This is a genomic window from Desulfococcus sp., assembly GCF_050178255.1.
GTDB classification, from domain to species: Bacteria; Desulfobacterota; Desulfobacteria; order Desulfobacterales; family Desulfococcaceae; genus Desulfococcus; species Desulfococcus multivorans.
This window is the reverse complement of the sequence record NZ_JBFXGG010000017.1, coordinates 40,930-53,735: the sequence shown is the minus strand read 5'-3', so window position 1 is coordinate 53,735 and position 12,806 is coordinate 40,930. Positions and strand designations below refer to the sequence as shown.

Here is a 12,806-nt window from a genome sequence, read left to right as displayed (position 1 = left end):
CGCCGTCGGTGAAGTGAAACCATTCGACGCCGAAGCCGCGGTGGAGCGTTTCCATCTCATCCACGATCCGCTCCGGGTCCCGGAGGCGCATCCGTCTCCCGCCGAGGCCGGGATAGACGCAGTAGGCGCAAGAGAGGTCGCACCCCCGCTTGCCTTCGATGCCCATGACCGCCACATAGCGGTTGCCCTCCAGGTAGTCGGCCGGTGAAAATGCGGCCGTATCCGGGGGCGGCAGGGCGTTCATGTCCACCGGAGCGCCCGCCGGGCTGCGTCGGATCTTTCCCCCTTCCCGCCAGAGCGTTCCCGGAACGCCTCCACCGCCTGCCGTCATCTGCGGCAAGGCGCGTTCTCCTTCCCCCACCAGCCCCACGTCGATCTCCGGAATTTCGGTCATAAGACGCTCGGGAAAGAGGGAGAAGGCCGGTCCGCCGGCCCAGATCCGGGCGTCCGGGACAAGGAGACGGCTCATGCGGGCGGCGGTCTTGAGAGAAGCGAGATACGAGGTCTGCTGACCGGCCAGCGGGTCGATGTTCCGAAACGAGAGCAGAACCCGGTCCGGTCGGAATGTGAGCAGCCGCGCTTTGAGATCCTGCCAGGGGTCCAGAGAGCGGTTCATGTCAAGGGCCTGTTTGTCATGTCCCTCGGGGATCAGCCCCGACAGCCGCGCCAGTCCTAACGGATAGACCCGTTCTCCCGCCCCCAGATGGGAGGTGGGAACCTGTACCAGAAGAAATCGCATGGGTTACTCCAACAACAGCAGGCCGACATAGGTCACCCAGTCGCCCCTGTCCCGCACCGGTCGAAGCGGCCACCCCACCCGCCCGGCCGTAGCGTAGACGTCGATGCCGCAGGCTTCCATAGCGGGGCGGGCCTTTTCGGGATGTCGGCAGACATCGTCGACGGGACACCTGTCGCAGACCGTGCAAGGGCCGGCGCCAAAGGCCAGGGCCTTGGGGAAGCCCTTCAGGAAGGCGGCCCGCTCCAGCGCCAGAAGACGGTGATGAAAATCCCTTCCGGGCGGGCTCCCTTGAACGAGGACGGCCCGGGAATATTCGGCCAGAAGCGACCGCAGGGCTTCAACCGGCATGGCATAAGGCGGACACTGTCGATGCCTGCCGTACCCTTTGCAACCGAACCGGCATTTCCAGGCGGGCCAGTGGGCCGTCACGATATCGGCAGGCGTGGTCATGGCGGCATCGACGAAGCCGATCTCCCGGGCGACTGAAGTCCATTCCTCCGGATCGTCGATGCCGTCCCCCCCGCCGACATCGCCGCCGGCCAGAATAACCGACGTGTCCGTTTCCAGATCACGTACCACCACCCGCTTGACGCCCACGGCATCGAGCCATCCGACGATGTCCCGGCTCTCATGACAGGCCCCTTCGTAGGTGTTGAGCATCATGTTGAGGTCGTAAAAAGCCCCTTTATGGGGACGGATTCCCAAACGGTCGGGAAAATAGTCGTGGATCAGGATCAGACCGCCCGGTCGAAGCAGGATCACCGCCGCCGCAAGCAGATCCCGAGCCGTCTTTCGGCCGTAGGCATGGAGAAAATTGCTCATGATCACCAGCCCGAAGCTGCCGGACGCAAAAGGATGGCGACGGAAGTCACCGGCAACGGACAGTGTACGGGCCCAATCGCCGGGGCAAGGATGGATGCGGCGGCCGGCACGGATCACCTCGGCAAGGTCAAAAAGAACACCTGACGCCGTTGGACGCGTCTTGAGGATCGCCCGGCCCAGGCTGCCGGCGCCGCCTCCGACGTCGAGTAAGGGCCCACGCCAGGACTCATGTTCCAGAATGCTCAGGATCTCGGGGCTTTTTCGGCGGACGAGTCGATCCATGGACCGGACATACTGTTCGTTTCGGGTCCGGTAATCCGCGTCGGACGTTATCGGCGGCTGCCGGGGCCGGTCCGGCAGGGACACCCTTTCGGCAAGAAGGGACCACCGGGGCTGCATATATCGGCGGTAGAGGAAGAAATCCCCCATGTAATCCGCGCTTTCGGCCACAAGAAACATTCGGGCCTGCGGGCTGTTGACCCAACGGCCGTCGATTGCGTGCACAAGGGCTGTTCGCTTCAGTACCCGAAGCAGTCGGGCGAGGGCCTCGGGGCGACATCCAGCGGCATCAGCCAGTTTGTCGATCCGATCCGCGCCTCTTTCGATCCAGCTGAACAGGTCCAGATCGAGGGCGGCAAACAGCACCTCGGAGTACCAATAAGCCGTGGCGAGGTCCTCCAGGTACTGGAATTGTTTATGAGCCGGATCCGATGTCTGAAACGGGAGGGCGGGGATTATCGGGTTCATTCTATCTTCCTGACGTCTGGTGCCGAGCCAAAAGGGGTAGACAAGCACAGGATATCGATGACGTCAAGAATTTTGGCGGGATTCAAACGGTTTCCAGGGTCTCTCGGGTCAGCGACGCCGCCCCGAAAGCGATGAGCGCGGCAACGAACAGCACCCAAAAAACCGCCTCGTACCCGGCTGGGGTAAATCCTTCCGCAGCGCCGCTCCGCTGTTCGAGAATGTATCCCAGCAAGGGTTGAAAAACGGCGCCTCCGGCAAAGGGAAACAGATTGACGAGACCTGTGGCCGTGCCGGCGATCCCGATGGGAAACAATTCCTTGTTCATGGTGAAGGCGATGACGCCGGCGGCATTGCCGAAAAAGGTCATGAAAAAGAAAATTCCGTAGAGCCCCCATAGCGGAATGGCAGCAGTTTTGAGGGCCAAAATTCCGATCACAAGCAGCATGCCTGTCGCACAAAGCATCAGAACCGGCTTCCTGCGCCGGAAAACCCGGTCGGACAGCCAGCTTACGGCAGGGGCGCCCACAACGAGCCCGACGGCCAGCATGACGAGGATGTGACCGGTCTCGGCTCGGCTCATGCCGTAAACATGAACAAGGTAGGGTCCCCCCCAGAGGCCGGCGATGGCGAAAAAAATTCCGAAATCGAAAAAGAACCAGACGGCCAGGGGCCAGAAGGCGGGACACGTGAGGACGGTTTTCATCCCTGCGGCCAGCCCGGTGCCCGGACACCCTGCCGACGGCGACGGTTCGAGCGGCGACGGCCATCCAAGGTCCCCCGGTCGGTTCCTTACGAAAATCCCGACGAGGACCGCCATTATCAGCGTCAGGCCGCCCACCAGAGTGAAGGCGTTGCGCCATCCCACCCGGTTGCTGAGCCAGACCAGGGGCGTCGTGGCAATCAGCGTGCCGACACCGCCCATGGCCAGGAGAAGTCCGGTCATATAAGCGAATTCCCGTTTGCGGAACCATTCAGCCAGAATCTTGAGGGTGGGGACAAAGAGCATGGCCGCCCCCACGCCCACGATGGTCCGGCCGATGATCGCCCACGCAACGGTCGTGGAAAACCCCATCACGACAGCGCCGCCGGCCGCGACCACGAAAAATACGGTGATCGTCCTGCGCGGCCCCCAGGAATCCGACATGAGGCCTGCGGGAAGTTGCATCAGGGCATAGGGATAAAAATAGGCAGACCCCAAAAGCCCCGTCATCGAGCCGCCGGCCGAGAGATCCTCCATGATGTCGACGGCCAGGACCGCCGGGCATAGGCGATGGAAGTAGACGAGAATATACCCGAAAGAGAGAAGGATAAAGATGAGCCATCGATAGAGCAGTACGTTGCGCATTGCATCTGTGGTCATAAGCGTTCCATTGGGTTGGCGGTCAACAGGGGCGGTTTATGCACCATGGATCCATACCATTGAACCGGACATCCTTCCACTGTTTTTCGGATTGACGCCTCGGGTTCAGAATCCGGTCTTTGCCGGAATGTTTTTTTTTGACCTCGATCCGATTATCCGCTAAGCTCCTCCCCGTTGTTTTAAAGCACAAACTCGCCAACGAAGCCATATGGACAACCATGCATTGTCCGTCCATCGCAGTGTTTTCCGGACACGAAATGGAGTTGCAACCTTGTCGACGCGTAAACATGAATTCATATCCGGAGCCCGGGACAGCTTTCCACTGCTCCTGGGGGCCTTCCCCTTTGGATTGATCTACGGCGCCCTTGCGACAACATCGGGCCTCTCGCCCGCCGCCGGGATGATCATGGCCCTCCTGGTCTTCGCCGGATCGGCCCAATTTATCGCCGTCGGCCTGGTGGCTGCCCGGGTCCCTGTGACGATCATCATCCTCACGACCTGCATCGTCAACCTCCGGCATATGCTTTACAGCGCCACACTGCTCCCCCACCTGAAACATCTCCCCCAGAGATGGCGGATTCCCCTCGCCTTCTGGCTCACCGACGAGACCTTCGCCGTCACTGTGCGGCGATTCCAACGGGAGGATGAATCCCGCTTCAAGCACTGGTATCAGCTGGGATCGTCCATCGCCATGTATGTCAACTGGCAGTTCTGGTGCGGTCTGGGTCTGGTTCTGGGAGACCGGATCCCCGACGCCGCCGGATGGGGGCTTGACGTCGCCATGCCGGTCACCTTCATCGGCATGATCATCCCTTTTGTCAAGAACGTTCCCATGGCGGTCTGCGTTCTCAGCGCGGGGGCAGCCTCCCTGCTGACCCTCAGCCTGCCTTACAAACTGGGCATCATCGTCTCAGCCTTCACGGGAATCTTTTCAGGCCTGATCACCGCGAGAATCGTCAAAAAAACCGGAAAGGAGGCGTTGCGTGAACGTGTATGAGTGGCTGCTCATCCTGGGCATGGCGGGGGTGACCTTCGGCAGCCGTTACCTGCTCTTTGGCCTGGCCGGCCGGATCAGGATGCCCGCCTGGGCGGCATCCTCCCTGCAGTACGTTCCACCGGCCGTTCTGACGGCCATTACCCTGCCGGCGGTACTGTTGCCCCAGGGAAAGTGGTACATCTCCCCCACCAACCCTTATCTGATCGCCGCCCTCGCCGCCGTGGGCATTGGTGCGTTCACGAAGAATCTTCTGGCAACCATCGCCGTCGGACTTGTCGCCTTTTTCGGTTGGCGATTCTTGCTGGCGTCGGTATCGTGACACCCCCGGGCATGGCTTGATCCCGCCGGGAAGGGACGCTTTGTTGTTTCCGCGAAGCGAGAGAGAGATTCCAATTCAGGCGTTGATTTTCTTCAACAGCCAGGCCATGTTCCGGCCCAGGGTTTTCATGGTCTGGAGGCCTTCTTCATCCTTGTCCACGTCTCCCTTGTCGAGGCCGATGCCCATGTTCCAGTAGCTGGATCCGGGAATGATCATCTGGCCGATGGTGAAAAAATGGTTGATGGAATCGAAGGTGTGCACGGATCCGGCGCGGCGAACCGCCACCACTGCAGCCCCCACCTTACGCCGGAACATCTCCCCGTTGGCCTTGGCCACCAGGCCGGCCCGATCGATGAGCGCCTTGAGATCCGCACTCATGTTGGCAAAATAGGTGGGGGATCCCAGGATCATGCCGTCGGCGGCGATCATCTTTTCGAGGCAGTCGTTCAGCATATCCTGAGTGACCGCACATCGCCGATCCTTGTTTTCAAAACACTTATAGCAGGCGATACACCCCTGGATCTTCCTGCCGCCGATCTGCACCAGTTCGGTTTCGATGCCCGCTTTCTCAAGCTCGCCCAGAACGGTGTTGACGAGGCGGAAGGTATTACCGTCCTTTCGGGGGCTGGCGTTGAATCCGATAACCTTCATAATGACATCCCTCCTTTGTCCGCAAGAATTGAGGCGTTCGCTTCCCCCACGCCGTCCGGCGACCTTTCAGGATTCAGGCTTCCCGTACGGTAGCCCTCCAGATCCACGGCGATGCGGCGGAAGCCCAGGTCCTTGAAAAAAGCGACGACCCGGGAACGAAAAGGCTCCCGAACGATCGCGTCCAGGTCTCCGGTGGGAATCTCGATACGGGCCGATCGATCATCAATCAGCCGCACCCGGATTTCACTGCTGATTCCGGCATCCCGAAGGAACATTTCACCGCAATCGATTCGCCGGAGCCTCTCCGCAGTGATCGCCATACCATGAGGGATTCGGGAAGCCAGACAGGCGGATGCGGGGCGATTCCAGACGCCAAGTCCCAGCCGGCGCGCCAGGATTCGAACCTCTTTCTTGGAGAAACCCGCCTCCCGGAGAGGGCTGATAATCCCCAACTCCCGGGCGGCCCGCCGACCGGGCCGGTAATCGTCCAAGTCATCGATATTTTCGCCGTCCAGGATATGGGCAACGCCCTTTTTCGCCCCTATCCGAACAATGTGCCCGAAACGCAATCGCTTACAGTAATAGCACCGGTCCACGGGATTGGTCCTGAAACTCTCGTGGAAGAGTTCATCCGTCGGAACGGTCATGTAAGGTACGCCGATCTCCAGGGCGAACCGGGCGGCCGCTTCCCGATCCCGATCAGGCATCGTCTCGGATACCACGGAGACGGCCAGGACATTCTCTCCCAGGACATCCCGACTCACGCGGAGCAGAAGCGTGCTGTCCACTCCCCCGGAAAAAGCGACGATCACCCGTCCCAATCCCTGAAGATGCGCTTTGAGCCGCTGATACTTCGCTTCAACATTCTCGCGGTCATCCGTCATTTTCGTTTCCGATCCGGACCCCTTTCGGTTGTCGTGAAACCCATCCACTCCAATTCAGGATGGAATTCCTTCGAAAACGGCTATATCACGCATGCGATCGCCACACAACCTGGATGATGAAATGGAAACCGGACGGACGACCAACGCGGAGGGCGACCTATGGTCGCCCTCCGACATGTCCGTAAAGGATAGGATGGGAACCGTCGCACTCAGTAGGTGGGACGCAGCCACACGGAATGGATGGCGTCCACGCTGTCTTTGACGGCCAGAAGTGCGTTGGCCAGACGGAAATACATCATCGTGATCCCAAGATTCTGGGCCAACACCAGAAGATACTCCACATCGTGCTCCGAAACCGCCCACGGAACGGCATCATAGAGCCTGAGTGCGCCGATGATCACGCCGTGAAGGGATATGGGCGTCGATACGATGGATTGAATACCTTCGGCCCTGGCATTTTCGGGGTATTGGAGTTTGTCGCTTTTGGAGACGTCGCTCACGACGACCGGTTCGCGGTTGGATGCCAGCTTGATGCTTTTATCCACCAGCACCGGTCCCTTATTGATATAATTGATGCTCAGCCCGGAAGAGGCCAACAACTCCAGAGCCTCGAATTCAGGGTTCACCATGTAGACGGCGGCACCCTTGATGCCGAGGGTGCCGACCAGAAGTTGGGTCAGCCGGTTGGCCATGATTTCCAGTTCGGTTGATCCGGTAACGGCATCAAAGAGAAGCTTGAGGACGCCAATGTCTATTCTGTTGTTGTCTGTCATGAATTCCTCCTCTTCTTTCATGGCAGCCGCCCAAGGACTGCTGCACGCCGATAAGATTATCTCACAATGCCTCCGTAGGCCGGGTCGCCTCCGCAGGATCTCAGGTGACGATGAGCACCACCACGTCCTCAACGCCCATCACGACCTTCTGGAATACGTGTCCCGTAAAAAATCGGGAGATCTTGCCGGATGTCCGGTTGAGGACAATGACATTGAAGCCGTCGGATTGGGCAAGATCGACGATGTCTTGTGAGATGTCTTTTTTAACGGGTGTGAAGAGGTAGGAGACCCGATCCCTGGAAAATCCGTTTTCAACGAGGCGGTCCCGCACCGCCTTGATCTTGTCCTCCTGCTCGCTGATCCGCTGTCTCAGATAAGTCAGGTTCTGACGCATCTTTTCCATGATCGTATTGTTCCGGGTTTCGATTTCCGGCGCCGGCGTGTACGCACTGAACAATGTCACCGCCACATCCTCCCGGGGCGCAAACATGCGGATGACAAAGTCAACGGCCTTCCGATCGTTCTCGGTAAAATTGTATGGCACCAACACCTTCTGTTTGGTCATCTGCCCCTCCTTTCTCCATATCCTGCCGGTTTCTGCGGTTTTGATCCGAATTCTTTACGGATCCTCATATCATCAAACCCAAACCATCCGGGTCAAAAAGAAAGTTCGTCGGGAAAAACGATCGGCGTTTGCGTGGACAATTCGTTATCGAATCGCGGGAGGCTCTGAGGATATCGTAGATTCGCAGTCGGTTTCACGGGTCGGGCGGCAATCGATTTTATTTCTTTTACTCAACTTTCGATTTTCACAGGTCGGTGCCGGGAGGATACGGCCCGTGCCCCGCTATCCGGCCACCGTCATAAATATCGAAAGTTGAATTTTTTAATAACTCAACTTTCGACTTTCATAGGCCGGTGCCGGGAGGCTACGGCCCGCGCCCCACGCGGTTTCGTTCAAGTGCCGCTAAAGCTTGCTCCGGGCGGCCCGGAAACTCGCTTGCGCTCAAACAGTCCGGGCCGCTGATCCTCCGCGGCGCTTAAGCGGCACTAAAACTCACCGCTCAAGGGGCTCGGGCCGTAGCCTCCCGGCACCTCTTTCCGGTCACCATCATGAAAGTCGAAAGTTGAGTTGATAAACGATAAGCGATTTTTGGGAAAAAAGCAATATGTGATTGATCTAAATTCGTCCGAGACCTGAAGGATTGCCGTCGAACGGCCGAAGATCCTGATCCTGAAGGCATCAAAACCCCTCGGGATTCGCTCGCTGTTGACACCCGCCGTCCCTTTTCTTAGAATATGAAACAAAAACCGGAATGATCCAGGATAAACGATTCCGATCCATACGACTTATTCAATGGAGGTTCACAATGGATGACACCAGAGACATGGACGATCCGCAGGAGACCATGAGCGAAGCGGCGTTTCTGGCGCAGTTGCGGGCAGCCTTTTCGCAGATGCCCAACGATATTCCGATCTACATGTTCGTCAGCCGCGCACGAGATGATGTCTTTGCGCAGACCAACCGTCAGATCGTCCGGATTTTCCGGGAGCTCACATCCAAGATCACCTTTCGCGAATACCCTCTTGATCACGACCTCGCACGGAAATGGAACGTCACCCATTCCCCTACGCTGTTGATCGCGCCGGATCGATACGCCATTCGATGGCTCGGCGCCCCCATGGGTGAAGAAGGGCGAATCTTTCTGGAAACCATGATGATGGTCGGCATGGGCAAGAGTCACCTCAACGCGGAATCGAAAAACGTCCTGCAGAAAATCGACTCCCCCAGAGCCGTCAAGATCTTTGTCAGTCCGACCTGCCCCTACTGCCCTCAGCAGGCTCTGAACGGGATTCAGGCGGCAATTGAACGCCCCGATCTCATATCTCTCGAGATCGTGGATATCCAGGCAAACCCGGGTCTGGCGGACCAGTATTCAGCACACAGCGTTCCCCAGACCTTTGCCAACGAGGTTCTGATCGGCATGGGAGCCCAATCCCAGGAACTCTTCTGCGCCTCCCTCAAGAAGCTGGAGCCCCAATCGGTCTTCATTCCGGAGGTGGACGCCGAACTGGTGGAAAACGATGTGGTGATCGTGGGCGGCGGCCCTGCCGGCCTCACAGCGGGCATTTATGCCGTCCGCAGCGGCCTCAAAACAGCCATTATCGAGCGGGACGCCCTTGGCGGCCAGGTGGCGACCACGCCCATCGTCGAAAACTACACCGGCTTCAGCCAGGTCGGGGGGAAAAACCTGGTGGACATCATGGTCAGCCACGCCCTCCAGTACACCCAGATCTTCCAGGGCGAGGCGGTACTGGACATCACGCCGGGAAACCCCATGGTCGTCCAGACCAGCCGCCGTAAGTTTCACACCCGCGCCGTGCTCCTGGCCACCGGCGCCTCCCACAAACATCTGGGGATTCCAGGCGAAGCACGATTTGCCGGAAAAGGGGTGAGCTACTGCAGCACCTGCGACGGTCCCCTTTTTGTCGGCAAGAACGTCATCATGGTGGGGGGCGGAAACAGCGCCGTCACCGAGGCCCTTCATCTCCACCACATGGGCGTCAAGGTTACCCTCGTCCATCGTCGGGATGCCTTGAGGGCCCAGGACGTTCTCGTCGGCCACCTCAAGTCGGCAGGCATCCCCATTCTCTGGAACACCGAGGTTAAAGAGATCCTGGGGAAAAAATCGGTGGAGGCGGCACTGCTGATCAACAACCAGACCGGCGAAACCACGACCTTGCCCGTCAAAGGGGTTTTTCTGGCCATCGGATACCAGCCGGCCGTCGATCTGGCGAAAAAGATCGGGGTCGAATTGACGGCGGCAGGCTACATCCGACACGACCGGCACCGCACCAACGTTCCCGGGGTGTACTCCGCGGGGGATGTGGAGGGCGGCTATAAACAGATCGTCACCGCTTCGGGCCAGGGCGCCGAATCCGCCATGGCCATATTCGAGGATCTCATAAACCCTTACTGGCAGACCCGAAAAGAGATCTGACGGAACGCCGGAACACACAACGGACGGAATCCGAAATGAGCATCCAATCCACCTACAGAGAAATCCGGAAAACGGTGCCGGCAGACGTCGACATCTTGCTGGCATGCAAAACGCGAACCCCCGAGGAAGTGCTGGCGGCGATCGACGCCGGCGCTACGGATCTGGGGCACAATTACGTCCAGGAAGCCGAAAGCATGGCGGCGGCTCTGGGCGAGCGGAGCGGGGCCGTTCGGTGGCATATGATCGGCCCCCTCCAGAAAAACAAGATCAACAAGGCCCTGCGATTGTTCGACGTGATCCAAACCGTCCACTCCTTCAAGCAGGCTCAGGAGATCCAGAAGCGGGCCGAGGCGGTGGGAAAGCATCTTACGGTCTACATCGAGGTCAACATCGGCGAGGAATCCGCAAAATCAGGCGTCCCACCCGAACAGGAGGTCCTGGAAAAACTGGCGCGGGAAATTTCAGGATTGAAGAATCTTCGTCTCGAAGGGCTCATGACCATGGGGCCTTTTTATGACGACCCCGAGGCCATACGCCCCTATTTTCGAAAAACCCGCCAGATCTTCGATCACATCCGCTCCCTGAAAGTGCCCGGGCTCGATCTTACGGTTCTCTCCATGGGCATGTCGGACTCCTATCGGGTGGCCATCGAGGAAGGCAGCACCATGATCCGTCTGGGGACGATCGTCTTCGGGCCTCGACAGACCTGACGAAAGGTCGCCCTGCGCGTTGGGCCGCTATCCTTCATAGCGCTTGCGGTAAACGGCGAAATAAGTGACCGGGATCACCACCAGGGTAAAGAGCGTCGAGGCGAACAACCCGAAAATGAGCGTCCACGCCAGACCCGAAAAGATGGGGTCGAGGGTGATGGGCCAAGCGCCCATGGCCGTGGTGGCCGCCGTCAACAGAATGGGGCGCATGCGGACGGCCCCGCTCTCGAGAATGGCCTCCCGAAACCTCAGGCCCTGCTTCAGAGCTTCCTGGATGAACTCGATGAGCACCAGGGAATTCCGAATAACGATCCCGCCGAGGGCGATCATCCCGATCATGCCGGTGGCGGTAAAAAACACGGGGTCGGCAAACCCCCCGACAGACTCGGCCGCAACCAGATTGAGGAGCCAGAATCCCGGCATGGCGCCGATGAGGGTAAGGGGAATCGCCATCATGATCAACAGCGGCATGAAAAAGGAATGGGTCTGGATGATGAGAAGAATATAGATCCCCATCAAAGCTGCGGCAAAAGCGATGCCCATGTCCCGGAAGACCCGAAGGGTGATCTGCCATTCCCCTTCACCGGCCCAATCGACCCGGGTTCCCGGGGGCATCGGATCCTTCTCAAGCTTTTTCTGCATGTCCAGGATCGCTTCGCCCGGGGCTCGCCCCGCCATTTCAGCAATCACGAAGACCACCGGCTCCAGATTCTTGTGATAGATGGGCTGGGTCTCCACGGCCTGGGTGATGATGACCAGCTCGGCCAGAGGGACCATCGTCCCGGACGCCGTTTTGATGGGGATCTGACTGAGTCCCGCGACGCCGGACCGTTTGGCCCGCGGCAGGATGATCCTCACCAGGAGCGGCTGCCGTTCGTCTGGAACGTGGACCGTCGCCGGCGTCGCCCCTTCAAGAGCGATTCTCAGGGTCTGGACCACCGCATCGGCGCTAACCCCGTGCAGGGCCGACTTTTCCTTGTCGATGGCAAAATCGATCCGGGGACGTTCAGCCTCGGTCATGTCGTCGATATCCACCACAAACGGCTCCGTCTCCATGATCTTTTGAAGATGCCGCCCCCCTTCGATAAGCCGCTCATAAGAGACACCGGGGTCACCGTAAATTTCAGCGGTAACGGTGGCGAGCACCGGCGGTCCCGGCGGCATTTCGACCAGCTTGACGGACGCCCCGTATTCCGCTGCGACGGCGGTAAGATCCTTTCTCAGGCGAAGCAGAATGGCGTGGCTCTGCATCTTCCGATCGTCCTTGTGTCGAAGATTGACCCGAATGTCGGCCATGTCGGCACCGGTCCTCAAATAATAATGACGGACCAATCCGTTGAAGTCGATGGGGGAGGATATTCCCACATAAGAGATGAAGGTCGTCACTTCCGGAACGGTTTCGAGGTAGTCTTCATAGGCCCGGACCACTTCACGGGTGGTTTCCAGGGTCGTACCTTCGGGCATGTCCACAACGATTTGAAATTCGTTCTTGTTGTCGAAAGGCAGCATTTTGAGGGGCACCATCCGGAAGATCACGAGCAGCACGGGTAGGGCCATAAGCGCGGTGATCCCCGCCGCCAGCAGCCATCGGTGGGCCCGGGAGTCGAGAAATGGCGCGACGACGGCGCGGTATATTCCCGCAATACGCCCGGTCTTTCCGGGGGCATCCGATTTTTCAGCCGTCCGTCGGTCCGCCTTGTTTCGAAGGAGGATGTAGGTGAACCAGGGAACGATGGTGACGGCGCACAAGGTCGAAAAGATGACGGTGATGGGTACGTTGGCGGCCATGGGGGCCATATAGG

The 12,806-nt window shown here is 59.0% G+C and carries 12 protein-coding genes; 4 read left to right on the top strand and 8 right to left on the bottom strand.

Features of this window, described 5'->3' with window-relative positions:
* The 3 genes from AB7S84_RS05525 to AB7S84_RS05515 all read right to left on the bottom strand — a co-directional run.
* Positions 1 to 739: B12-binding domain-containing radical SAM protein (locus tag AB7S84_RS05525; RefSeq protein ID WP_428153319.1), on the bottom strand; the 739-nt coding region annotated here is incomplete at its 3' end.
* 3 nt (positions 740 to 742) lie between these two features.
* Positions 743 to 2,308 (bottom strand): DUF2284 domain-containing protein, encoded by a 1,566-nt coding sequence (locus AB7S84_RS05520; protein ID WP_428153317.1) that lies wholly within the window; start codon positions 2,306 to 2,308, stop codon positions 743 to 745.
* A gap of 82 nt (positions 2,309 to 2,390) precedes the next feature.
* Complete coding sequence (locus AB7S84_RS05515) at positions 2,391 to 3,668, bottom strand: MFS transporter (protein ID WP_020875906.1); 1,278 nt, start codon at positions 3,666 to 3,668, stop codon at positions 2,391 to 2,393.
* A gap of 271 nt (positions 3,669 to 3,939) precedes the next feature.
* Between AB7S84_RS05515 and AB7S84_RS05510 the strand changes: the two genes are divergently transcribed.
* Both AB7S84_RS05510 and AB7S84_RS05505 read left to right on the top strand, forming a co-directional pair.
* Positions 3,940 to 4,665: an AzlC family ABC transporter permease gene (locus tag AB7S84_RS05510; RefSeq protein WP_020875907.1), complete on the top strand. Its 726-nt coding sequence runs from the start codon at positions 3,940 to 3,942 to the stop codon at positions 4,663 to 4,665.
* Positions 4,652 to 4,984, top strand: coding sequence for an AzlD domain-containing protein (locus tag AB7S84_RS05505; RefSeq protein WP_020875908.1), 333 nt, complete (start codon positions 4,652 to 4,654; stop codon positions 4,982 to 4,984). The genes AB7S84_RS05510 and AB7S84_RS05505 overlap by 14 nt, the downstream gene beginning before the upstream one ends.
* Positions 4,985 to 5,059: 75 nt before the next feature.
* On the opposite strand, the gene AB7S84_RS05500 is transcribed toward AB7S84_RS05505, so the two are convergent.
* From AB7S84_RS05500 to AB7S84_RS05485, 4 genes are all read right to left on the bottom strand, one after another.
* Complete coding sequence (locus AB7S84_RS05500; RefSeq protein WP_020875909.1) at positions 5,060 to 5,635, bottom strand: flavodoxin family protein; 576 nt, start codon at positions 5,633 to 5,635, stop codon at positions 5,060 to 5,062.
* Entirely contained in the window at positions 5,632 to 6,519 is an 888-nt protein-coding gene (larE, locus tag AB7S84_RS05495; protein WP_020875910.1) for an ATP-dependent sacrificial sulfur transferase LarE, read from the bottom strand. Before larE ends, AB7S84_RS05500 begins: the two co-directional genes overlap by 4 nt.
* Before the next feature lie 209 nt (positions 6,520 to 6,728).
* Positions 6,729 to 7,292, bottom strand: a complete 564-nt coding sequence (locus AB7S84_RS05490) for a GAF domain-containing protein (RefSeq protein WP_020875911.1) — start codon at positions 7,290 to 7,292, stop codon at positions 6,729 to 6,731.
* Positions 7,293 to 7,392: 100 nt separating this feature from the next.
* On the bottom strand, positions 7,393 to 7,857 hold the full coding sequence (locus AB7S84_RS05485) for a universal stress protein (RefSeq protein WP_020875912.1): 465 nt from the start codon (positions 7,855 to 7,857) through the stop codon (positions 7,393 to 7,395).
* Between the two features lie 805 nt (positions 7,858 to 8,662).
* Here AB7S84_RS05485 and AB7S84_RS05480 point away from each other — a divergent pair.
* Positions 8,663 to 10,294 (top strand): FAD-dependent oxidoreductase, encoded by a 1,632-nt coding sequence (locus AB7S84_RS05480; protein ID WP_428153308.1) that lies wholly within the window; start codon positions 8,663 to 8,665, stop codon positions 10,292 to 10,294.
* 35 nt (positions 10,295 to 10,329) lie between these two features.
* Positions 10,330 to 11,004: a YggS family pyridoxal phosphate-dependent enzyme gene (locus AB7S84_RS05475; protein ID WP_020877216.1), complete on the top strand. Its 675-nt coding sequence runs from the start codon at positions 10,330 to 10,332 to the stop codon at positions 11,002 to 11,004.
* A 27-nt stretch (positions 11,005 to 11,031) separates the two neighbouring features.
* Here AB7S84_RS05475 and AB7S84_RS05470 read toward each other — a convergent pair.
* The coding region (locus AB7S84_RS05470; RefSeq protein WP_428153306.1) for an efflux RND transporter permease subunit at positions 11,032 to 12,806 on the bottom strand (1,775 nt) is incomplete at its 5' end.